Source organism: Pseudoxanthomonas spadix BD-a59 (assembly GCF_000233915.3).
GTDB lineage: Bacteria > Pseudomonadota > Gammaproteobacteria > Xanthomonadales > Xanthomonadaceae > Pseudoxanthomonas_A > Pseudoxanthomonas_A spadix.
Genome location: NC_016147.2, coordinates 3346227 through 3368248 on the forward strand (window position 1 = coordinate 3346227; position 22022 = coordinate 3368248).

25 protein-coding genes and 1 tRNA gene are annotated in these 22022 nt (G+C 65.4%); 12 read left to right on the top strand and 14 right to left on the bottom strand.

All coding sequences use genetic code 11. The annotated features are described in order from the left end of the window. Nucleotides 1-2 precede the first annotated feature (2 nt). Both DSC_RS15115 and DSC_RS15120 read right to left on the bottom strand, forming a co-directional pair. Nucleotides 3-584: a phosphatase PAP2 family protein gene (locus DSC_RS15115; protein ID WP_014162079.1), complete on the bottom strand. Its 582-nt coding sequence runs from the start codon at nt 582-584 to the stop codon at nt 3-5. A 75-nt stretch (nt 585-659) separates the two neighbouring features. Beyond that, a complete protein-coding gene (locus tag DSC_RS15120) occupies nt 660-1232 on the bottom strand; it encodes a DsrE family protein (protein ID WP_014162080.1) in 573 nt (190 codons plus the stop codon). Between the two features lie 203 nt (nt 1233-1435). Here DSC_RS15120 and DSC_RS15125 point away from each other — a divergent pair, with 203 nt between their 5' ends. Continuing rightward, nucleotides 1436-2557 (top strand): NAD(P)/FAD-dependent oxidoreductase, encoded by a 1122-nt coding sequence (locus DSC_RS15125; RefSeq protein WP_014162081.1) that lies wholly within the window; start codon nt 1436-1438, stop codon nt 2555-2557. A gap of 84 nt (nt 2558-2641) precedes the next feature. Continuing rightward, on the top strand, nt 2642-3031 hold the full coding sequence (locus tag DSC_RS15130) for an MAPEG family protein (RefSeq protein ID WP_043290777.1): 390 nt from the start codon (nt 2642-2644) through the stop codon (nt 3029-3031). A 14-nt stretch (nt 3032-3045) separates the two neighbouring features. Here DSC_RS15130 and DSC_RS15135 read toward each other — a convergent pair whose 3' ends face one another. Continuing rightward, entirely contained in the window at nt 3046-4140 is a 1095-nt protein-coding gene (locus DSC_RS15135) for an AbrB family transcriptional regulator (protein ID WP_014162083.1), read from the bottom strand. Nucleotides 4141-4334: 194 nt separating this feature from the next. Here DSC_RS15135 and DSC_RS15140 point away from each other — a divergent pair, with 194 nt between their 5' ends. From DSC_RS15140 to DSC_RS15150, 3 genes are all read left to right on the top strand, one after another. Continuing rightward, nucleotides 4335-4916, top strand: a complete 582-nt coding sequence (locus DSC_RS15140; protein WP_014162085.1) for a TetR/AcrR family transcriptional regulator — start codon at nt 4335-4337, stop codon at nt 4914-4916. 138 nt (nt 4917-5054) lie between these two features. Beyond that, on the top strand, nt 5055-5672 hold the full coding sequence (locus tag DSC_RS15815; protein ID WP_014162086.1) for a hypothetical protein: 618 nt from the start codon (nt 5055-5057) through the stop codon (nt 5670-5672). 277 nt (nt 5673-5949) lie between these two features. Beyond that, nucleotides 5950-6507 carry a DUF2058 domain-containing protein gene (locus tag DSC_RS15150; protein WP_043291490.1) on the top strand — a complete coding sequence of 186 codons (558 nt, stop codon included), beginning with the start codon at nt 5950-5952 and terminating at the stop codon, nt 6505-6507. Nucleotides 6508-6556: 49 nt separating this feature from the next. On the opposite strand, the gene DSC_RS15155 is transcribed toward DSC_RS15150, so the two are convergent. After that, a complete protein-coding gene (locus tag DSC_RS15155; protein WP_014162088.1) occupies nt 6557-7375 on the bottom strand; it encodes a dioxygenase family protein in 819 nt (272 codons plus the stop codon). A gap of 89 nt (nt 7376-7464) precedes the next feature. Here DSC_RS15155 and DSC_RS16800 point away from each other — a divergent pair, with 89 nt between their 5' ends. Together DSC_RS16800 and DSC_RS15165 are read left to right on the top strand one after the other, a co-directional pair. Continuing rightward, the gene (locus tag DSC_RS16800; RefSeq protein ID WP_148268157.1) at nt 7465-7935 is read left to right on the top strand and encodes a DUF6745 domain-containing protein; all 471 of its coding nucleotides are present in this window, start codon (nt 7465-7467) and stop codon (nt 7933-7935) included. Nucleotides 7936-8041: 106 nt separating this feature from the next. Beyond that, nucleotides 8042-9004 (top strand): helix-turn-helix transcriptional regulator, encoded by a 963-nt coding sequence (locus DSC_RS15165; protein WP_014162090.1) that lies wholly within the window; start codon nt 8042-8044, stop codon nt 9002-9004. Nucleotides 9005-9143: 139 nt separating this feature from the next. Here DSC_RS15165 and DSC_RS17150 read toward each other — a convergent pair whose 3' ends face one another. Beyond that, nucleotides 9144-9812 (bottom strand): hypothetical protein, encoded by a 669-nt coding sequence (locus tag DSC_RS17150; RefSeq protein ID WP_202944896.1) that lies wholly within the window; start codon nt 9810-9812, stop codon nt 9144-9146. A gap of 41 nt (nt 9813-9853) precedes the next feature. Then, on the bottom strand, nt 9854-10240 hold the full coding sequence (locus tag DSC_RS17610) for a DUF2779 domain-containing protein (RefSeq protein ID WP_425476597.1): 387 nt from the start codon (nt 10238-10240) through the stop codon (nt 9854-9856). Here DSC_RS17610 and DSC_RS17160 point away from each other — a divergent pair. Further along, nucleotides 10206-10514, top strand: a complete 309-nt coding sequence (locus DSC_RS17160; RefSeq protein ID WP_014162091.1) for an SURF1 family protein — start codon at nt 10206-10208, stop codon at nt 10512-10514. The two genes, DSC_RS17610 and DSC_RS17160, sit on opposite strands and share 35 nt — an antisense overlap. 26 nt (nt 10515-10540) lie before the next feature. Here the strand turns inward: DSC_RS17160 and DSC_RS15175 are convergent, their stop codons facing one another. The 4 genes from DSC_RS15175 to DSC_RS15190 form a co-directional block, all read right to left on the bottom strand. Continuing rightward, nucleotides 10541-11083 (bottom strand): HEAT repeat domain-containing protein, encoded by a 543-nt coding sequence (locus DSC_RS15175; protein WP_014162092.1) that lies wholly within the window; start codon nt 11081-11083, stop codon nt 10541-10543. A gap of 77 nt (nt 11084-11160) precedes the next feature. Continuing rightward, nucleotides 11161-12642, bottom strand: a complete 1482-nt coding sequence (locus tag DSC_RS15180; protein ID WP_014162093.1) for a DUF2779 domain-containing protein — start codon at nt 12640-12642, stop codon at nt 11161-11163. 64 nt (nt 12643-12706) lie between these two features. Then, nucleotides 12707-13009, bottom strand: coding sequence for a hypothetical protein (locus DSC_RS15185; protein WP_014162094.1), 303 nt, complete (start codon nt 13007-13009; stop codon nt 12707-12709). Between the two features lie 134 nt (nt 13010-13143). After that, nucleotides 13144-13563, bottom strand: coding sequence for a DnaB-like helicase C-terminal domain-containing protein (locus DSC_RS15190; RefSeq protein WP_014162095.1), 420 nt, complete (start codon nt 13561-13563; stop codon nt 13144-13146). A 20-nt stretch (nt 13564-13583) separates the two neighbouring features. Here DSC_RS15190 and DSC_RS15820 point away from each other — a divergent pair, with 20 nt between their 5' ends. Both DSC_RS15820 and DSC_RS15200 read left to right on the top strand, forming a co-directional pair. Continuing rightward, nucleotides 13584-14075 carry a hypothetical protein gene (locus DSC_RS15820; RefSeq protein ID WP_148268158.1) on the top strand — a complete coding sequence of 164 codons (492 nt, stop codon included), beginning with the start codon at nt 13584-13586 and terminating at the stop codon, nt 14073-14075. Next, nucleotides 14068-15009 (top strand): ADP-ribosylglycohydrolase family protein, encoded by a 942-nt coding sequence (locus DSC_RS15200; RefSeq protein WP_014162097.1) that lies wholly within the window; start codon nt 14068-14070, stop codon nt 15007-15009. The genes DSC_RS15820 and DSC_RS15200 overlap by 8 nt, the downstream gene beginning before the upstream one ends. Before the next feature lie 239 nt (nt 15010-15248). Here the strand turns inward: DSC_RS15200 and DSC_RS17330 are convergent, their stop codons facing one another. From DSC_RS17330 to kdsA, 3 genes are all read right to left on the bottom strand, one after another. After that, nucleotides 15249-15659 (bottom strand): YqaJ viral recombinase family protein, encoded by a 411-nt coding sequence (locus DSC_RS17330; protein WP_238527656.1) that lies wholly within the window; start codon nt 15657-15659, stop codon nt 15249-15251. A gap of 361 nt (nt 15660-16020) precedes the next feature. Further along, nucleotides 16021-16097: transfer RNA gene (locus tag DSC_RS15210), tRNA-Arg, on the bottom strand. A 176-nt stretch (nt 16098-16273) separates the two neighbouring features. Then, the gene (kdsA, locus tag DSC_RS15215) at nt 16274-17140 is read right to left on the bottom strand and encodes a 3-deoxy-8-phosphooctulonate synthase (RefSeq protein WP_014162099.1); all 867 of its coding nucleotides are present in this window, start codon (nt 17138-17140) and stop codon (nt 16274-16276) included. Nucleotides 17141-17251: 111 nt separating this feature from the next. Between kdsA and DSC_RS15220 the strand changes: the two genes are divergently transcribed. Both DSC_RS15220 and DSC_RS15225 read left to right on the top strand, forming a co-directional pair. After that, nucleotides 17252-19804 (top strand): DEAD/DEAH box helicase, encoded by a 2553-nt coding sequence (locus tag DSC_RS15220; RefSeq protein WP_014162100.1) that lies wholly within the window; start codon nt 17252-17254, stop codon nt 19802-19804. A 112-nt stretch (nt 19805-19916) separates the two neighbouring features. After that, nucleotides 19917-21002 carry a ribonuclease H-like domain-containing protein gene (locus DSC_RS15225; RefSeq protein WP_425476598.1) on the top strand — a complete coding sequence of 362 codons (1086 nt, stop codon included), beginning with the start codon at nt 19917-19919 and terminating at the stop codon, nt 21000-21002. Nucleotides 21003-21163: 161 nt separating this feature from the next. Here the strand turns inward: DSC_RS15225 and DSC_RS15230 are convergent, their stop codons facing one another. Continuing rightward, on the bottom strand, nt 21164-21796 hold the full coding sequence (locus DSC_RS15230; RefSeq protein ID WP_043291500.1) for an exopolysaccharide biosynthesis protein: 633 nt from the start codon (nt 21794-21796) through the stop codon (nt 21164-21166). Nucleotides 21797-22022 lie beyond the last annotated feature (226 nt).

Consider the following 22022-nt stretch of genomic DNA (forward strand, 5'->3'; position numbering starts at 1 on the left):
CCTCAGCTGCGGATGCGCCAGGCGATGTGCGAGAGCACCCGTTCGGCCGGCACGTTGGGCAGCAGGTAGACCGCCAGCACCGCGGCCATCGCCGCGCCCAGCACCACCGGCATCGAACGCACCGGAATGCCCAGCGCGCCATGCCAGCGACGCAGCATCAGCCAGGCCACCGCCAGCCCCACCGCCAGCCCGGTGACGATTTCCACCGGCGTGTGCCGATGGCTCAGCACCCGCGACACCGCGATCGCCACGGCGATGGTGCCACCGAAGGCCACCGCCGCCCGGCGCACCGGCGGTTTCGCCCCGGCCATCAGCGCATAGCACAGCAGCGGATACAGCGCCGCGGCCAGCGCGCTATGGCCGCTGACGGTAAAGAAACCGATCGTCCGCCAGTCCACGCCGAAGGCCTTGTAGGCGATCTTGGAGAGCACCACGACCGACGCCAGCGCCGCCAGCACCGCCGCCCACTCACAGGCCAGGCGCGGATTGCGCTTCCACCACAGCCAGCCCAGCGCGGCCATCACCGGCAACACCAGGCGGCTGTCGCCCATCCAGGTCAGCAGGGCGTCGAGGGCAGCGGGCATGCAAGGGTCCTTAGGCGAACCGAACGGAAGCGTCCAATCAGTCAACGCAATCGACGCATTGGACAGGTCTTGCGCTTACAGCTGCATGAAGCTGTAGCCCCGCTCGCCGTAGACGGCAAAGTCGGTCAGCGCCGACAGGGTGATGGTGACATCCGGGGAGATGGCGGCATCGGGGATCCCATGTTCGGCCAGCGCCTGGCCACAGATCATCAGCTGCACGCCGGCGGCCTTGAGCGCATGCAGGAGCGGCAGGTTGGGATTGTGGTCCTGCTGCAGGTGCTGCCTGTAGGCCTGGTCGGTCATCGAGTTCAGCATTGCCTCGCGGTCCAGCACCGCCACGATATGCACATGCTCCGGCGGCACCTTGGCATAACCCATCAGGTTGACCAGGCGTGCCAGGCGGACCAGCGCGCCGTTGACCTTGGCCGGATCCTTGCCGGCGCTGACCACCTGCACGAAGATCCTGTAGTCCTTGGCCGGGTCGGGCCGCACCGGCAGGTCCTGGCGCGGATGCACGCCGCCGAAACCGGGGATCACCGGATAGATCCACTCGGCCTGGCTTTTGTTCTCCGCCGCCAGCAGCGGCATGGACACGGCGGACAGCGCGGCCAGGCACAGGGCCAGGCAGGCGCGCAGGGGCTTGCTCATCGTCGGTTTCCTTCTCATCCGGCCGGCCGAACGCGGCCGGGCCAGCATAGGCGCACTGGCCCGGCGTGCACCATCAGCCAATCGGACAGGGTCGACACGTCCCCAGCCGGCAACGGTTTACGTGTTGAGATTCAAAGGCCCACGCTTTGCGTGGCAGTGACGATGCGGCAGGCCGGGGCCGACCCGGCAAGACGAGGACGCTCATGGAGCGCGTGGACTGTGTGGTGATCGGCGCCGGCGTGGTCGGCCTGGCGATCGCGCGGGCGCTGGCCCTGGCCGGGCGCGAGGTACTGATCCTGGAGGCCGAAGCGGCCATCGGCACCGGTACCAGCGCGCGCAACAGCGAGGTGATCCACGCCGGCATCCATTACCCGCAAGGTTCGCTGAAGGCGCGACTGTGCGTAGCAGGGCGTGCGGCGCTGTACGCCTTCTGCGCGCGCGCCGGGGTGGAACACCGCCGCTGCGGCAAGCTGATCGTGGCCAGCGACGAGGGCCAGCGCGACGGCCTGGACCGGATCTGCCAGCACGCGCTGGCCAATGGCGTCAACGACCTGGCCTTGCTCGACCAGGCGCAACTGCACGCACTCGAGCCGGACCTGCACGCGGTGGCCGGGCTGCTTTCGCCCAGCACCGGCATCATCGACAGCCACGGCCTGATGCTGGCCCTGCAGGGCGATGCCCAGGCCCATGGGGCGCTGCTGGCGCTGCGCGCGCCGGTGACCGCCATCGCCTGCGAGGACGCCGGCTTGGTGATCGAAGTCGGCGGCGATGCGCCGATGCGCCTGCATGCCAGCACCCTGGTCAACAGCGCCGGCCACGGCGCGCCGGCGCTGGCCGCGCGCATGCACGGCCTGGCGCCGCAGCACGTGCCGCAGGCCTGGTACGCCAAGGGCAGCTACTTCAGCCTGTCGACGCGCACGCCGTTCAGGCACCTGGTCTACCCGCTGCCCGAGCCTGGTGGCCTGGGCGTGCACCTGACCCTGGACCTGGCCGGGCGGGCGCGCTTCGGCCCGGACGTGGAGTGGGTCGATGGCCTGGACTATCGGCTGGATCCAACCCGCGCCGACCGTTTCTATGCCGCGATCCGCCGCTACTGGCCAGCCCTGCCCGACCATGCCCTGCAGCCGGCCTACAGCGGCATCCGCCCCAAGATCAGCGGGCCGGGCCAGCCCAATGCCGACTTCCGCATCGACGGCCCGGCCGAGCACGGCATCGCCGGGCTGGTGAACCTGTTCGGCATCGAATCGCCCGGCCTGACCAGCAGCCTGGCCATCGGCGACCACGTCTGCGCCCTGCTGGAGCTGACCGAACCGCTGGCGGCCTGAGCTGGCGCGCACGGCCTTGCGACGCTGCACACCGGCGCGACCGGCGCGCGCTTAAGATGCCGCTTTCCCATCGGATCCTCGCCCATGCCTACCGAACTGAAAATGCTTGCCTGGTCCATCCTGCTGGGCCTGGTCTACGTGCTGGTGGCCGGCGCGCTGGTCACCGCCAAGCGCGGGATCAAGTGGAACGCAGGCAACCGCGATACCCCGGCCGAACCGCTGACCGGCCCGCCGGCGCGCGCGCAGCGGGCCAGCGCCAATTTCATGGAGACCTTCCCGTTCTTCGCCGCTGCGGTGCTGGCGGTGATCGCACTGGAACGCCAGAGCCCGCAGACCGCCCTGGCCGCGCAGCTGTATTTCTGGGCGCGGCTGGCCTACCTGCCGGTGTACGTGATCGGCATCCCCTATCTGCGCACGCTGGTCTGGCTGGTGTCGCTGTGGGGGATCCTGCAGCTGGTGTGGGCGCTGCTGTAAGGTCCACGCGTTGATCAGGCCGGCGGCGCGCCGAACCGCCGGCCCAGCCAGCGCGCCAGTACCGGGCCGCACACCAGCACCACCACCAGCCGCGCGGTCTGCATGGCCATCACGAACGGCACGTCCACCTGCCGGGACGAAGCGGCGATGATGGCCACCGAATCGGCGCCGCCCGGGCTGGTGGCCAGGTAGGCGGTCAGCGGATCGATCCCGGCCAGCTTCACCAGCGCCACGGCGATCGCCCCGCACAGCGCGATCAGCGCCACGATCGCGCCCAGCATGCGCGGCAGGGCCTTCAGCGCGCTGCGCAGGATCTGCGGGGTGAAGTGTTCGCCGATGCTCCAGCCCAACAACGCGTAGCAGGCGGCCAGCAGCAGCGGCGGCAGGGTGATGTGCAGCAGGCCGCTGTCTTCCAGCACCACGCCGGCCACCAGCGGCAGCAGCAGCGCACCGGCCGGCAGCCTGGTCCTGGCCGCCAGCCACACCGTGGCCAGCACCAGCAGCAGGGTCAGGGCCAGGGCGCGCGGCTCGCCCAGCGCCAGCCAATCGGTGGAGGCCACTGCGACGTGCTTGCCCGGCCCCTGCCATAGCCGGGCCATGACCGAGGCCACCACCGCCACCAGCACCACGCGCAGGTACTGCATGAAGGCCACCAGTCGCATGTCGCCACCAAACGCGCCGGACATCAGCACCATCGCCGAGGCCGCACCGGGAAAGGTGCCCCACAGCGCCGTGGTCCCCGGCAGCACGCGCCAGCGCATCAGCAGCAGCCCCAGCAGCAGGGCGGCCACGATCACCGACACCACGCAGCCGATGAACAACGGCCCCTGCCGCGCGATCTCGCCGACGATCGAGACCGGGATGTAGCGCGCGATCATCACGCCCAGCACGCCCTGGGCCACCGCGAAGGCCGGACCCGGCACGCGCACCGACGCGCCGCCCACGGCCAGTACGATCGCTGCGACCATCGACCCCAGCAGCAGCGCGGCCGACAGGTGGGCCGCTTCCAGCAGCGCCACGATCAGCAGCGAGGCGGCCAGCAGCACCGTCCAGCGCAGCCACGCCGGCCGTGTGGCCAGTGCGCGCAGGAAACCGTCTTCATCCGTCATCGCCGTGGTCACCGGCCCGGCAGGCGCAGATCGCACCGGCGCCGGTGCAGCGGCAGGGCAGCGGGGCCGTGTGGCAGCGCGATGAGCACCAGCGCGGTGGCGGCGGGCAAAAGCCTGGACATGGCGATCCCATGGAAGGAGGGGGGAGGCATGGCTAATATGCGAGGAATGATTCGCATACAGAGAGTGTGAGGATGGCCTCGCAAAAGTCAATTGAAGCCGTCGCGCCCAAGCGCCAGCGGGGACGCGAACGCGTGGCCGCGATCCTGGATGCGGCCGCCCAGCTGTTCATCGAACAGGGCCAGGCCGTGACCATGACCGAGATCGCCGCGCGCTCCGGGACTGCGATCGGCTCGCTGTACCGGTTCTTCCCCACCCGCGAGGCCTTGGCCGACGTGCTGCTGCAGCACTATGCCGAGCACATGCGCCAGGCGCTGGATGCCTTGGCTGCCCGCGCGCCGGACCTGACGCCCGACGCGCTGGCCGATGCCCTGCTGGCCCTGTCCCTGGACTTGCGCACAGAGCGCGCTGCCGCCGTAGTGCTGGCCGACCTGCACGATGCCAGCCAGCTGCGCCAGCAATTGCGCCAGACCATGCGCACCCGCGTGGCCGGGATCCTGGTGCGTGCTGGCCGCGTCCCGGCCGAACGCGCCGCCGACGCCGCGCTCGCGGTGATCACCGTGATCAGAGGCGCCGGCGCGCTCGCCAACCAGCCCAACAGTGCCGGCGCCATCGCCGAAATGCGCCGGCTGCTGCAGCGCTATCTGGCCGACTGATGCATGCACCCCGCCGTACCACCACTGCGCAGAAGGGCTGCGCCGTCCGCAACCGCCGCCCCGCGCAACATTTTTTTAATGCGGCGACCGTTATCCATGCACGCTTGCGCTGTGCCATCGCCTCGATCCGGAGTCTTCATGAAGCACCTGCTTGTGGTGGCCGCGTTGGGCCTGGCCTGCGCCGCCTGCCAACCCGCCCCCGCGCCCGCGCCGGCCAGCCCTCCACCGGCCCAAAACTCGCCCCCGGGCGCGCCCGGTGCGGCCGCGCCCAGCCCGACCACCGGCGAGGGCGCACAGGCCTCGGCCCCGCCGCCGGGACAGGCCGCGATGGCCGAGGCCGGCGACCTGATACCGGGCATTCCCGGCTGCAAGCCTGGCGACAAGCGCACGCCGATCCCGGTGTGGAAGCCCGCCGTCGATGCGCAGAACAACGTCAACACCGCACCGCCGCAGCAGGAAGGCCAGGTGGTGGTGGTCGCCCTGGAAGCCCACGACGCGCCCAAGTGCAGCGACAGCGAGGTCAACCTGTTCAAGCTGGCCAACCCCGGCGACCCGAGCGGCGGCCTGGAGATCGGCGTGCGCGGCAACACCCAGGAAGTGGAAGGCGTCTGCCATCTCACCGGCCTGTATCGCAACGAACCGCTCAAACCCGGCCCAGGCAGCACGCCGCCGCAGGGCTGGACACGCCTGCAGTTCAACGCCGTCGATGCCACCCAGATCGCCTCGGGCAACACCTACTGCGTGCAACAGCCCTGAGCCTGGCACAGCTGTCGCGTCAGGCCTTGGCCTGGCGGCGGCGGGAACCCCATCGAACCGACTCCGCAAGCCGGGTCGCAACGCGCTGGCCTATCCGGATTCGCATGGGAATGCGCCCGAGCCTTTGCAAATGTGCCGAGCTCCGCGCTCGCGGATGCGGCACCGGACCTTGCTCATCAGGGAGCGGATCGGTGTGTCCGTGACAACGCTGCGCGCTGGCCCGCCGACAGGCTGGCGGTACACTGCGGCCTTCGTGTTCACCCCGCCACTGCTGCCCATGCGCAATCCCCTGCAGGAACAGTTGCTCAAGGCCGGCCTGGTCAAGAAAGGCAAGGCCGACCAGATCGCCCGCGAGCAGGTCAAGGCGCGCCTGGCCAAGGGTGGCAAGGCCGCAGCGGGCGACCAGGAAAAAGTGGACGCAGCTCGCCTGCAGGCCGAGCGCGCCGAGCGCGACCGCGCCCTGGCGGCCGAACGCAATGCCCTGGCCAGGCGCCAGGAGCTGCAGGCGCAGATCCGCCAGATCGTGGACACCCACAAGGTCAAGCGCAGCGGCGAGATCGGCTACCGCTTCAACGACGGCGCGGTCATCGGCACCGTGCTGGTCGATGCCGCCCTGCGCGCGCAGCTGATCAGCGGCGCGTTGGTGATCGCCCGCCATGGCGGGGGCGTGGAACTCATCCCGCGCGCGGCGGCCGAGAAAATCTACGAACGCGACGCCGCATTCATCCTGCTCGACAACGGCCGCACCAGCGCTGCAGCAACCGCGGCGCCGGATGAAGCCGACCACTTCTACGACCAGGATCGGTTCAAGGTGCCTGACGACCTGATCTGGTGAGCGCGCAGGCGCTGCGCCGCGGCCGCCGGCCGGATCACCTGCAGCGCGCTCATGCCGCTGCCTGCGCCGGCAGCGCGTCGTCGAAGCGATAGAGGTCCATGGCCAGAAACCCCATGTCGATGCCGGCATCGATGCGGGTCGCGCGGAAGTGTTCACCGGCCGCGCCCATGGCCACATAGATCGGCTGCCAGTGCTCGTCGGTGGGATGGGCGTGTTCGGCACCGGGCGCCTGGCGGCGGTAGTCCAGCATCGCGGCCACGTCGCCCTCGGCCAGCTTGCGCTCGACCCATTCGATGTAGGGCTGCACGTATGGCGCGATCGGCTTGCCTTCGCTGTAGCGGCGCCAGTCGTGCAGGTTGTGGGTGATGCTGCCCGAGCCGATCACCAGCACGCCCTCCGCGCGCAGCGGCGCCAGCGCCCGGCCGACCGCCAGCTGGTGTTCGGGACCGGCCATGGGCTGGATCGAGAGCGGCACCACCGGGATGTCGGCGTCCGGGTACAGCAGCCGCAGCGGCACCCACACGCCATGATCCAGGCCGCGCTGCGGGTCGATGTGCGGGTCCAGGCCGGCCGCATGCAGCAGCTGCGCCGCCCGCAGGGCGACCTCCGGCGCGCCCGGTGCCGGGTACTGGATCTCATACAGCGCCTGCGGGAAGCCGCCGAAGTCGTGGATGGTTTCCGGCCTGGTCGCCCCGCCCACCAGCGGCGCGCGCGCCAGCCAGTGCGCCGAGGCGACCACGATGGCCCGGGGCCGCGGCAGGTCGCGGGCCAGTTCGGCCAGGCGCATGCCGACCCGCCCGGGCTCCAGCGCGGTCATCGGCGAGCCATGGGAGATGTACAGCGAAGGCAGGCGGGTGGTGGTGGTCATGGACGGGCGGTTCCGGCAACGGACGAAGACCTGCAGCCTATTACGCCGCGGGCGGTGGATAAACTCCACCCAAGTCCAGGGTTTGTTCCATGGCGGCCGGGCCCCTGGCACCGGCGCGGCGCGTCATCGTCCTTGGCAGGACTTTGTCGAGCATTGCGGATGGTATTGGGCGCTGGATGGCATGTGCTCCGTCAGCGGGCGCCCCCAGTGAAGTTCATTTGGACGAACGTGGCGAATTGCATCATTTGCGCGGCTTGGCCTTCCGTTTTCCGAGCGGGCGGAGACTGCACCGCTGGCATGGCATGGATGTGCCGGAGGACATTCGCAAAGACCGCAAGACACTCACGGTGGAGCGCATCGAGCGCGAATCGAATCTGGAACTGCGCCGGGCCATGATCGAATGTTACGACATGGCGCGCCACCTGATGGACGCAAAGGCAGGCGTGCTCAGCCACGACCACGCCGGCATTCTGTACCGCAAGCGACAAGGCGAGGACGAAACCCTGTGCATGGTACGCGTACCGCCGACGATGAAGGCCGCGAGTGAAGCCATGGCCTGAACATTCGGCCTGGAAGCCGAGCAATACGTGCCGGGGCTGGGGCCCTGACAGACGCCACATGTTCAACGCCTTCCCAAGCCCATGGCCGCCCGCTGATAATCGGCCCATGGCCAAACGCTCAGGTACGCTTGAAACCACCCTGCTCGCCATCGAGCTGCTGCGCCGCATCCCGCGCAGCGGCAAGATTTCCGCGCCGGAACTGCAACGGCAACTGGCCGAGGCCGGGTTCGAGCGAGACCTGCGCAGCATCCAGCGCACGCTCAAACAGCTATGCGGGCATTTCGACATCGAGTGCGACGACACCAGCAAGCCCCACGGCTATCGCTGGCTGTCGAACGCCAAGGGTCTGGCCATCGCCAACCTGAGCGCCCAGGAGTCGATGCTGCTGATGATGGCGCAGGAACACCTTCGCAACCTGCTGCCGCCCAAGCTGATGAAGTCGATGGAAGGCTACTTCCGCCAAGCGCAGCGGAACCTTGCCCTGGGCGACGCCGGGATCCTGGAGAAACAATGGCCGCAAAAGGTGCGCGTCATCCCGACCTCGCAGCCGCTGCTGCCGCCAAAGATCAGCCCGGCCACGTTCGAGACCGTCAGCGAAGCTTTGTACGCCAACAAATGGCTGAAGCTCGACTATCAGGGTGCCAACGGCAAGCACACCCAAGCCAACATCATGCCGCTTGGGCTCGCCCAGCGGGGCGGGGTGATTTACCTCGCCTGCCGCTACGAGGGCTATGACAACGAGCGCAGCATCGCCTTGCACCGCATTGTCTCGGCCGAGATGATGACGCTCGGCTTCGAGCGTCCCAAGGGCTTCGACTTGCGCAAATATGACGAGGACGGGCGTTTCAGCCACGGCAACGGCCTGAAGGTCAAGCTGAGCTTTCGCACCGACGCGGACAATGCGTATTACCTCGGTGAAACCCCGCTGTCCGAAGACCAAGTCATCAAACTGCGCAAGGATGGTGACATGGAAGTCACTGCGACGGTGGTGGATTCGGTGCTGCTGGAATGGTGGATCAAGGGCTTCGGGGAGCGGGTGTGGGGAGTGAAGAAGGTAACTATCGGATGAATTTTGTCCCTGATTAGCGACTCAACCTGGCCGGCCAGGTTGAGTCGCTAATCAGGTATGAATTTATTTGAATCCACCTTTACTTTGTGGGTAATGGGGGCTCTTGGGTATTGCCGCCATCTTGCAATGATGGAAGCTATTAAAGCCGAAGTGCCGCCTCGAAAGATTCTCTGTAAGCCGAGCGGAATCCATCTTCAATTAGTTTTCTGGATTCGCCCGATGATCCAGCGCTATTTATTAATGGTTTGAATTTTTTAAGCATTTCGTTCTCCGGGATATGCAGCTCCTTGCTCCCCAGTGAATAATGCGGTTGGTAATAAAGATTAAGTGTAGACCCCGCGAATTCTGATTTCATGAAGTCATAAAAATAGCAAATCTTGAAATTATTGGGAGATTGCGGTTGAAACCTTCCTGTGTAATTACTTAACCGGCCAATGACGTTGACGCTTTTCCCGATATATATGCCGTAGCTCGATCCGTTCCAGCCCATGGTCCAGAAATAGACTGCAGGGATTACCTTTCCTTGCAATTCTGTATGTGCCTTTCCGTAACTTTCCTTCCGATCTTTTGGGTTCACATCGGTCAAGAGGGGAGTAAGCCCGCTGAGCGCGCCATCCGGAATTTTGAATTTCTCAATGCCTCCTCTTTCGTTCACCTTGTATCCTCTTGGGTTGGGCTCTAAAAATACTTCCCACAGTTTCACCATGGCGTAGGTGTCCAGCTTGCAGTATTCGGTGAGTTGATGTTCGATTTCGCCCTTGCGTGCAGACGTGGTGTCGGGATGAATGGCTTCGATAAAGGCTTCCATCGCCGCACCTCCATGCTGCACGCCATCCAGGTTGGCGTAATCTAATGCCGGATCATGCGGTCGTGCCGCTGGCAGTACCTTTTTGTTTGATGCTCCAGGACCCCATTTGTGATGGGTGATAGTAATGATCGCGAGCGATTGGAAGCAAGTGCACTACGCGTGCGACCAACGCTAGCAGCTTCGGCGCCAGCACAGCAAACCGCTGAGCTGTATTGAAACGGAATCATCTGACACGGGCGAGTGCCTTTCCAGATCGACGCGGCGAACTGATGGGTTTCGAAGTCCATGAAGTACGCCGGCAACGTGCAATCGGCCAGGGCTGCGCGCGCACTGCCGCGATCAAAATAAGTCTCGCCACTCAATGCTGCCTGTTTCGCCGAATGGAACCCCGGCGTGGCTGAGCAGCAAATCGGCCGCGTGGATCGCATCGGCAGCTTGTGGGAGAAGAAGCTGAACCAGGCGATCGTCGATAAAGTCCCCGCCGAGGCATTGCCCAAGATCGAGATTCGTCCCGTCATCTTCAAGGGAACTTACGACGAGGAGCACTGGAAGGTTCTGCGCGGGCGTTGGGATGATCTGCGGGCACAGCTTCATGGCGTGGTCATCACGCCTTCTGCCGCGCAGGGCGTGCCGAAGGATGTCGTCGAATCCATCAACAAGCAAGCCCCGAATTTCTCGCCTGATAAGCCATCGGGACATTAGATGCCCCCTTGTTTATCGGGGGCGCATCAATTGCTCTCGAGTTGCCTCAGTGCAGCGCTTCTCACGCAAAAGTCCGCATCCTTGCTCAACTTCTTGAGGACCGTCTTTGGCGCGGCACTGTTGCCAGCAAGGGCGCGACGCACTTCCGGGTCTTTGTGCACCAGAAGCGCGTTGCATACCTTTTGCGGGTCAGACAATGCTTCAGCCCGACCTGCAATGGCCCTTACGGTTTCAAGGTCGGAAGAGTTGATGTATTCGATCACCTGGTCGGTGCTGACCCAGCTCTTGAAGTAGTCGTTGTCAAACAGCTCCCTGATGACAGACGGGCTGGTGTCTTTCGCCAGCCGCTCGAAGACATCATTCCCGAGATCGCCGAAGTTCGCCATCTTGCCGCGGACCTCGGAACTGGGATACATCGACAAAAATTCGATCAGCGCCTTGCTCGGCATTCCTTCGCCCCAGCGCCCGTATGCGCTCGCGATCGCTTCGACTTGGGCACATCCCAGCTCTTCGGAGTGAACGTCCTTTCCATCTTGCTCAATGACCAGCTTGAATTTCAGGTCCGTCATGGCGTTTCCTCTTTGGCGGGTTGAATTTGACTTCCCACTATCCAGATAAGTGCGACGATTTGCGTCGCATGCGATCTTCACCAAGGCCGCCAACGCGCCAGCTTCACCATCGCCCAAGTATCACGCTCACAATACTTGAGCATGGCGGCGCGCAACTGCTGTTTTCGTTCCGGCGAGATGTCCGGATGCGCCGCTTCCCTCCACGCCTGCTGGGCCATGCCACCATTACTCACTTCCAGGTCGGCGTAATCCAGTTCCGGCGCAATGGTCGGCAACACCTTCTTGATCGACCACGACCCCATCTGCGCCGGGTGGTAGTAGAAATCGCGGAAGATCGGCAGCAGATCGACCATGCGCTCGACGATAGCGTTCAAGGCAGCGGCTTTGTGCGGAAACCACGCCGCCATCTCGCGTGTGCGCCCGGCCTCGAAGCTCCGGCTCCAAACCAGGATCGGGCCAGTGGTTCCGCACGCCGAAATAAGCGCATCGACGAGGCCCTGCATCGGCGCATTGCCGCTGATGTCGAGGAATTCCCTGTGACCGATGCTGCCATCGGCCTGTTCGATGTGGCAGGAAAACTGGAACGGCACCTGCTGGAACGGCTTGGTGCCAATCCAACGCGGCACCACCGGGCCGATGGTTTCGTAATCGAGGTAGTAGCGCGGGAACGCCAAAGCCCCAAGTGCATCAACCAATTCCGGCGAAATGATGGCCTCGGCATTGCGTGAAGCACGCGCAACACGGATGTGTCTTTCGTTGCTCAACCGTTCTTCGGGAACATCGCGCAGGTCAAGAAAGCCATCCCGCTTCAATTGCTCGACCAATTTCCCGCCGTGAGGCAGGATCGAAACCGGATAATCCGGCTCCTCGGGTTCTTGCGATTTGCAGTAGTCGGTGAAAGGGCAAGGATGCGGCTCGCCGCAATGCCTGCCCGTGGCGATGACTGGCTCATTCCCTTTCATCACCGCTTTCAATTCGCCCACGATCCCAGGCACTTCGGGAATCAAAGGCTCCACTTCGCCAGTGACATCCACTTTTATCAGCAGGCCGGAATAATCGTCTTCCCTTTCCAGCACGAACTGGTTATTGACGTGACCGACGTGGATTCTACCCAGCGGTAGTCCAGCACCGCGCATCACCCACGCCTGCACAGCGCAATCCCAGAGGTATTCGCCCTTGACCGAGGTGCGGGATTTCACTTCCACCAGCTCGTTATTGGCCGCGCCGCGTAATACAGCATCAGCACGGATGCGCACCCCATCATGTTCGAAGGCAGCCTCGAAGATACGCGGCACCTGCTGGACCGACAGTTCCAGCAGGGCACGGGTTTCGGCTTGGGCGCGTTCGGCGTCCAGCGGCCCTGCTTCGATAGCCGGGCCACCGCCAAGCAGCTCACGCGCCAGCTCGCCGAAATGGTTGCCTTCGTCGAAGCGGGCCTGCGAAGCATCGCTGACCTGGATGAGGTCGCGGCGATGCACTTCCAACCACAGACGCTTGCGGCACTGGCGGCCGTTCTGGAAACGGGACTTGGAAAGGTAGATGCGACGTTTCGTTGACATGTGATCCCCCTGTTCGATTGTCGTGGCTGGCTTCGTTCGAGGCAACCGGAATGATTTCGATGCCTCAATGTGGCTTGCGACGTGCTGCCGCGACGGCGCGATCAATCCGCCGCTCCATCGTGCCTGCGCCGGGGAGGCAGGCCAGCAGGCGCTCGCGGACATTGGTCGGTAGCCGTCGCAGGGCAAGGTTCTGCCAGTCGAAACGCACGTACGATACGCCGCGCGGTTTTCCGTCATCCTTCGCGCCGGCGGCATCCAGCCGGCGACACACGACTGCGGCGGCGCGCAGAAAGCGCTCGTCGGTTACGGCTTCGTTGAAGGCGAGCTTGAACTCGCCAATCTTCCAGCGATCTTCCGAATCCTGCACTACGCCAAGTGTCGCCCGCTCCCAGACAGACAGATCAAGTCGGCGACTTTCGGAGCCATATGGCGGCTCCGGAAGTTTTTGGGGCTGCGCACCATCAAGATCAGCACGGAAATCTGTGTCGCTCTAAATCAATACTATGAAGGTCGAATGACATAGACCTGGTCAAAGTTTTTCGGGAAAGCCGCCATCGAGCTGTTGCAGAAATAGATCTTTGTCTTCCGCAGTGCGTGGATTGCCTGGGTCGTTTTGGACCAGTCTTCATCTTCAAGGTTGCCCGAACGCATCCTGTCCATCTGAATGCTGCCGACCGCGGCTATCAGGTTCAGTGCCACATGCCATGCCGGGAACTCCGGCGAATACACGACAATGCTCCTGCCCTCTTGCAGCGCACCGCGGATGATTTGACTCAAGGTCTGCCCGGCCACGGGAACAATAGGCATTGCGGCACCGGTGGCTTGACCAAAATTGGCAGCTTCGGCGCGATTGAAAAGATGCCTGAAGGCCTCGCGCAGGACCTGGTCGATTGGCAGATGCTCCGGAAGTTGTTTGTTCATTTCGCAAATCTTAATCGGCCATGCGACAAATTGCGCCGCATTGGATTCACCTAGATCAAACACGACGCAAATCGTCGCACCTTTTGAATATTCTGTTCCGGTCAACCACACCGGAAAACGTCATGGACATCACCGAACACAAGGGCAAGGCGTTGAAGCTCGTCGGCGGCGACGAAAGCCGCGAGCAGGCCGAAATCCGCAAGCAATGCGCCGATCTGGTCGCCGGTTTCAAGCAGCTCACCAATGGCGCGGAACTGGCGCTGCGTCCGGGAATGCTGGCGCAATGGAAGCCCGGCCTGAAATATCGAAAGACTCCGGACTACGGTGTGCCGGTGGTGGTGGTGGAGCTGCTGAAGAACGCGCCAATGGACACCGAGCACGGCTGCGGCAGCGTGTATTTCCACGAACCGCTGGATTTGATCGCCGGTTTCATCGATGAGGAAGGCGACTTCTGCGTGCTGCATTACGATGTGCGCCGGTTCGAGCCTTACACCGGATTGCAAAATGAGTGATCGCGCCATCACCCTTGCCGACCGCTATCGCGGCTGCCTGCTTGGGCTTGCCTGCGGCGATGCCGTGGGCACCACGCTGGAATTCAAGCCGCGCGACAGTTATTCGCCGTTGACCGACATGGTCGGCGGCGGGCCGTTTGGCTTGCAGCCTGGTCAATGGACGGATGACACTTCAATGGCGCTGTGCCTTGCGACCAGCTTGATCGAATGCAATGGCTTTGACGCGAATGACCAGATGCAGCGATACCTGCGTTGGTGGCGCGAGGGCTATCTGAGTTCGACCGGGCGTTGCTTCGACATCGGTAACACGACGGTTGTTGCATTGGAACGCTACGCACAGGACGGTAATCCTTGGGCGGGCGATGATGATCCGATGGCGGCAGGCAATGGTTCGCTGATGCGGCTTGCACCGGTGGTGCTGTGGTTCCATCGCAGCAGCGAATTACTGGAGCGTGCGGGAGAAAGCTCGCTGACCACGCACGCAGCTGCCGAAGCGGTGGACTGCTGCCGCTTGCTGGCACGAGTCATTTACAACGCGCTGGATGGCAAAGGCAAGGCGGAATTGCTCGCTGGCGCAGCAGAGGCTACGAGCCAACCCAAGGTGCAGGCCCTTACCAAGGGCAGCTACCAGACCAAGACCCGTGAACAGGTTCGGGGCAACGGCTATTGCGTGGAGTCACTGGAAGCGGCGCTGTGGTGCGTCCACTACACAAACGACTTCGAGCAAGCCATCCTGATGGCCGCCAACCTCGGCGACGATGCCGATACCACGGCGGCCATCACCGGCCAGATCGCTGGTGCCCTTTATGGCGAGCAAGGCATTCCGCAACATTGGTGCGAAAAATTGCGCAATGGCCTGCTCATCGCATGCCTGGCAGAAAAGCTCATGATCTGTAATCAGTCGATGATCAACAGAATTTCAATGCTGAACTGAAAAATAGAAACGTACGCGTGAAGGACGGGGAGCCGATGCTCCCCGTCCTTTTTCTTGCCTGCCTATTCCCGATTTGCATGCACTGCGCCTGGCCGTGGAATCGGGACAGATACACACCCGGCCCGAACATGGCGAGGCCATAGACGAAGACGCGATCAATTCATCGTCGCGTTCGATGCGATGGATCTCCAGCTTCTGCCCGCACAGCAGCACGGCCACGTCTGCCGCCGCCTTGCTGGTCACGGCCAACTGGTGCTGCACTTGAAGTTGGACGTATTCCGGCACGCCGTCCTTTCACGAGCGCTTGCCGAACTCGCCGGCGGTCTGAACTCCAGAATCTGCACGTCGGAGCGACCAACGATTTCGTGGTGGATCTTCGCCAGCAGGTACGGGAAGGTCGGATGCTGAAGCACCACATTGGGCTTCCTGGCCCTGATACCGGTCTTCTGCGTGTAGGCCGTGGCAACCATCGGTTCGAGCAGCGTGCCCCAGTAGGTGACCGATTCCATGTCTTCACGGTTCTCGACCGTCTCGACGCGGCTGTTCTGCTGTTTGCATTGAATGGCTCTGGCGCACTCACCTAGCCGGCTCCAGCACATCAATCGTCCACTCCGCTTCGGGATGCTGCCGCCGCAGGCAATCGGCTGCATTGCAGGCGGCAGACTGTGCCGGGTACGGCCCGTGGAAACGGCGATCGTGCATCGAATGCGTCACCACCACGATCCACGCCTCGGCGATATGGCAAGTGGAACCTGACAGACACATCAGGCCATCAGCTTCATCGCTGCGGACAGGATGGGCAGCGTTAATGGTCGAGCCGGCGTGCCTGCATGGATCAGGTGCGGGGCGACGCCACTGAGATTCGCCTTTGTGGCGCCTGCCGAACCAACGAGGCCGTTACAGCCTGCGAAAGCCTGCTCTTTCCGCCGACGTCTCGCAGGAGGTTCTTAGGGGGTATATGGACCCATAAAACAAAAAAACCAATGCAATCAGTGGCTTGATTGGGGTTGTTGGTGCGCCTGGAGGGATTCGAACCCCCGACCAATGGCTTCGGAAGCCACTACTCTATCCGGCTGAGCTACAGGCGCCTTGCTGTTGCACGCTGCCGCGGCAAGGCCGGCGGCAGCGCGGCATTATCACTGAAAGTGCCCCGGGACGCGAACATGCCGACACGCGCTGGCGTTGGACAAGGCAACTGCTGGCCCGGCGCCGCGACGATGCCAGGTACAGGCCGGGGACTCGGGCGAGCCTTGAAGCCCCCGCCTCAGGCGATGTCCAGCGCCGGCAAGCCCTTGACCAGGTCATCGATCGCCTTGATCTGCGCAAGGAAGGCCTCCAGCGCGGCCAGCGGCAAGGCGCTGGGGCCGTCGCAACGGGCGTGGTCCGGGTCCGGATGCGCCTCCAGGAACAGCCCGCCCAGTCCCACCGCCATGCCAGCACGGGCCAGCTCCGGCACCTGGCGGCGGCGCCCGCCCGAGGCTTCGCTGCCCGGATCGCGCCGCTGCAGGCTGTGGGTGACATCGAAGATCACCGGCAGGCCGCCGCTGGACTCGGTCATTTCGCGAAAGCCCAGCATGTCCACCACCAGGTTGTCGTAGCCGAACTGCGCGCCACGCTCGCACAGGATGATGCGGTCGTTGCCGGCCTCGCGGATCTTGTCGACGACGTGCCGGATCTGGGTGGGGCTCATGAACTGCGGCTTCTTGATGTTCACCGCGCGCCCGGTGCGGGCGATGGCCACCACCAGATCGGTCTGCCGTGCCAGGAACGCCGGGATCTGCAGCACGTCCACCACCTCGGCCACCGGCGCGGCCTGGGCCACCTCGTGCACGTCGGTGATCACCGCAATGTCCAGCTGCTGCTTGACCTGCTCGAAGATCCGCAGGCCCTGCTCCAGGCCGACGCCGCGATAGGAGCTGATCGAGGAGCGGTTGGCCTTGTCGAAGGAGGCCTTGAACACATACGGGATGCCCAGCCTGTCGGTCACCCGCTTGAAGTGCTCGGCGGCAAACAGGGTCGAATCCAGGTCTTCGAGCACGTTGAGCCCGCCAAACAGCACAAACGGCGCATCGTTGGCGATGGACACCCGGTCATCGATCGCGACCGGGACGCAGTGGGCGGACAGGGGCATGGTGGGACTCGCAGGAGGATTGCGGGCCATTCTAGTGAGGGGCACAGCAAGGGTGTCTCACGCCGTGAGACCGGCATCGGTTTCCCTGCACGGCTTTGGGGAAGATCGACCATGGCCTACGCGCTGACCCGCCGCACCGAAGACGCCGAACGCGCCCTGGCCACCACCGATGGCCAGCCCTCCAAGGACGGCGCGCTGCTGGCCCAGCGGCTTGAGCGCCGCTACGCCGACCGCATCACCGGCAGCTTCACCCTGCCCGGGCGCGAAGGCTGCTACGCGCCGATCCCCGACGAGGTGCCGGCGGCCCTGGCCGAGGCGCTGCGTGCGCGCGGCATCCAACGGCTCTACGCGCACCAGGCGCAGGCATGGGAAGCGACCCGGCGCGGCGAGCACGTGGCCATCGTCACCCCCACCGCCAGCGGCAAGTCGCTGTGCTACACGCTGCCGGTGCTGAGCGCGGCGATGACGCGCCAGGCCAAGGCGCTGTACCTGTTCCCGACCAAGGCGCTGGCGCAGGACCAGGTGGCCGAGCTGCTGGAGCTCAATCGCGCGGGCGAACTGGGCGTCAAGGCCTTCACCTTCGATGGCGACACACCGGGCGATGCGCGCCAGGCGATCCGCCTGCATGGCGACATCGTGGTCAGCAACCCGGACATGCTGCACCAGGCGATCCTGCCGCATCACACCAAGTGGGCGCAGTTCTTCGAGAACCTGCAGTACGTGGTGATCGACGAGATCCACACCTACCGCGGCGTATTCGGCAGCCATGTCACCAACGTGCTGCGCCGGCTCAAGCGCATCTGCGCCTTCTACGGCGCCAGTCCGCAGTTCATCCTGTGCTCGGCCACCATCGGCAATCCGCAGGCGCATGCGCAGGCGCTGATCGAAGAGCGCGTGCATGCCATCACCGAATCCGGCGCACCCACCGGCGACAAGCACGTGCTGCTGTGGAATCCACCGGTGGTCAATGCCGACCTGGGCCTGCGCGCCTCGGCCCGTTCGCAGAGCAACCGCATTGCGCGCATCGCCATCAAGTCCGGCCTGAAGACCCTGGTGTTCGCCCAGAACCGGCTGATGGTGGAAGTGCTGACCAAGTACCTGAAGGACATCTTCGACCACGACCCGCGCAAGCCCGCGCGCATCCGCGCCTATCGCGGCGGTTATCTGCCCACCGAACGGCGTCAGGCCGAACGGGCGATGCGCGAAGGCCGCATCGACGGCATCGTCAGTACTTCGGCGCTGGAGCTGGGCGTGGATATCGGCAGCCTGGACGTGGTGATCCTCAACGGTTATCCGGGCAGCGTGGCGGCGACCTGGCAGCGCTTTGGCCGCGCCGGCCGGCGCCAGCGCCCCTGCCTGGGGGTGCTGGTGGCCAGCTCGCAGCCGCTGGACCAGTACGTGGTGCGGCATCCGGATTTCTTCGCCGATGCGCCGCCCGAACACGCGCGCACCGCGCCGGACCAGCCGCTGATCCTGTTCGACCATATCCGCTGCGCCGCGTTCGAGCTGCCGTTCAACGCCGGTGAGCCGTTCGGCCCGATCGATCCGCTGGTGTACCTGGGAGCACTGGCCGAAAGCGAAGTCGTGCACCGGGAAGGCGAGCGCTGGGAGTGGATCGCCGACAGTTATCCGGCCAATGCGGTGAGCCTGCGCTCGGTGGCCGACGGCAACTTCGTGGTGGTCGACAGGACCGACGGCAAGCAGACCATCATTGCCGAGGTCGATTATTCGGCCGCGGCGCTGACCCTGTACGAAGGCGCGATCCACATGGTGCAGTCCACGCCGTATCAGGTTGAACGGCTGGACTGGGAAGGCCGCAAGGCCTACGTCAGCCGCACCCAGGTGGACTACTACACCGACAGCATCGACTACACCCGGCTCAAGGTGCTGGAACGCTTCGACGGCGGCCCGGCCGGGCGCGGCGATGCGCACCACGGCGAGGTCCACGTGGTCCGGCGCGTGAGCGGCTACAAGAAGATCCGCTACTACACCCACGAGAACATCGGCTACGGCCCGGTCAACCTGCCCGACCAGGAGCTGCACACCACCGCGGTGTGGTGGCAGTTGCCGCAGGCCGCCCTGGGCAAGGCGTTCGCCTCCAGGCAGGACGCGCTGGATGGCTTCCTGGCTGCCTCGCATGCACTGCACGTGGTGGCCACGGTGGCGGTGATGGCCGATGCGCGCGACCTGCAGAAAGCCGTGGGCAACGGCGACGGCGCCTGGTTCGCGCTGGCCGACCAGAGCGGCCGCGGCCAGCTGCGCGGCGTGGAAGGCGCAGAGGGTGCGGCGAGCCTGGAACAGGCGTTCGTGCCGACGGTGTACCTGTACGACAACTTCCCCGGCGGCGTGGGCCTGAGCGAACCGCTGTGGCAGCGCCAGGGCGAACTGGTGCAGCGCGCCGGCGAGCTGGTTCAGCGCTGCGACTGCAAGGCCGGCTGCCCCGCATGCGTGGGCCCGGTGCTGGCCGCACACGAAGAGGGCAACGGCACCTGGCCCAAGACCCTGGCGCTGAAGGTGCTGGCGCTGCTGTGCGAGCCTGGGACTGCGCTGCACGAGGACGCAGGCTTCGATGCGAGCGCGGGGTTCGCGCCGGCCGATGGCGCGTTGACGGCGGATCATCGTGCGCTGGATGACGAGCGCGCGGCACCGGATACGTCGGCGTGACGACGATGCAGCGCCGATCTTGCGGGAGCCGTCACGGCGGCGATGTCGGTCAGCGCGCGCGTGGCGTGTTGATCGCAGGACGTGAGCGCAGTGGGAGAGCCCCTTCGCCGCCGTGGCGGCTGCCACGTCGTGCGGGGCGCGCTGCTGTGAAGGGTTCAGCGGATGGCCGCCCATGAGCATCAGCGCTGATCGACTGCGCGCCTTGCGCAAGCAGGCCGGCGATCCCACGGTGCGCGAGGCGGCGCCATCGGGCGATGGCGCCCAGCTTTCGCCAAATGTCGCAACGCCGGACAGCGCACGCACGCGTGAACGCTCGGTCCTGGACTGGATGGATCCCACCGCCACGCCTGCCGCCAACGACCGCCATCGGCGCGGCCTGCAGCCGCAGAACGTGGACGCGCTGCGTCGTCTGATCGCCACCCGCGAGCGCAAGCCGGCCGTTCCGGCAGGCGCGGCCGTCGCGCGGGGTGCCGCAGTGGCCGAGCGCAGCCTGCCCGGGCAAGAGATCTCGCCCGGCCTGCACCTGATCGAGGCATTCCTGCCGCAGCCGATCCCGCGTATGGCGCTGTCACTGGCCTTCGCCAGGCGCTGCGAGGATGCGGTGGCGCCGTGCGACCTGCTGTTCTTCGATACCGAGACCACCGGCCTGGCCGGCGGCAGCGGCACACGCGCCTTCATGATCGGTGCGGCCGACTGGCAGGTGCATGCGAGCGGGATCGAAGGCCTGCGCGTGCGCCAGCTGCTGACCTCCACGATGGCCGCCGAAGGCGCGATGCTGCGTGCATTCGCCGGGTGGCTGTCGCCGGGCACGGTGCTGTCCAGCTACAACGGCCGCAGCTACGACGCACCGTTGCTGAAAACGCGCTACCGCCTGGCGCGCCTGCCCGAACCGGTCACCGCGCTCGATCACGTCGACCTGCTGCACCCCACCCGCCGGCGCTATCGCGGCACCTGGGAAAACTGCAGGCTGGCCACCATCGAGCGCCAGCTGCTGCGCATCGTGCGCGAGGACGACCTGCCCGGCTGCCAAGCCCCGGCCGCCTGGCTGTCCTACCTGCGCGGTGGCAGCGCCGGCAACCTGCGTCGCGTGGCCCAGCACAACCACCAGGACGTGGTCACCCTTGCCCAGCTGTTCCAGCGCCTGGTGCAGGCCGAGGAAGACGAACGCGCCGTGCTGGCCTTCGAGCAAGCGCGGTAGCCGGCGCAGACCGGTCAGCGCCCGGGCGCACCCATCGCTTCGGGCTGCAGGAACGGCTGCCGGGCCGCCTCGTCAGTTGCTGTGCCATCGCCTGGATGTGCCGGCAGCAAGCCCTCGCTGGAGGCCACCGCCGGAATCGTGCTGGTCAGGAGAAGCGCGGCTCACCCCACGATCCGGTCCCACACCTCGCGCACCGCCAGTCCCCCGCCACCAATCAACATCCCGAAGTACACGATGCTTGCGCCATTGAGCAGGTGCCCCAGCAGCACCGCCACGCCATCGCGCTGCATCAGGCCGATCGCCAGCAGCAGCAACGCCAGGCCCGGGATGGTGTTGCTGAAAGGCACGAACCCGAACGGCGCCATCAGCAGCACCGCGCCCAGCACCAGGGCGGCATCGTTGAGCGTTTCGGCGATGCGGCTGTCGACCAGCACCGGCAGCCGATGGGGGCGGCTGACCTTCTGCAGGCGCGCCACCCACACCATGCCGCGGCCCAGCGCGTTGCGCAGCTTGTCGGCGGGCAGCTGGCGCTGGCGCAGCCGGGTCGGCAGCCACAACGGCCGGCGCAGCAGCCGGCTGACACCGACCAGCAGGATGCCGGCGCCGAACACGGTGCTGACGCCGGGAATGGACACCGGGATCAGAAACACCAGGGTCAGCAGCGCGGTGAGCAGCAGCAGGCCCTGCGGGCCGACCTGATCGAGCAGCGCATCCAGGCTGATCTGGTCCGGCGGCAGGCCATCGATGGCCTGTTGCAACTGGTCGCCCAGCGAGGCGGGCGCGGCGGTGGTCATCATGTGGGGGCGGCGGTGGCGGCGGGCGTTGCAGGCTAGCAGCCTGTCGGGCTTTGGTGGTCGAGGCGAGAATTCGGCTGTGCGAGGTCAGATTTTCGACGGTTCGCCGGCCCATAGTGGTGCTATGGGCCAAGAAGCGGCGGAAAGATGGGCCGCACAGGCGGATTCGCAGCCCGGCCGACCAAAGTCCGACAGACTGCTAGCCCGGCGGCCGTGGCGGCGCTGT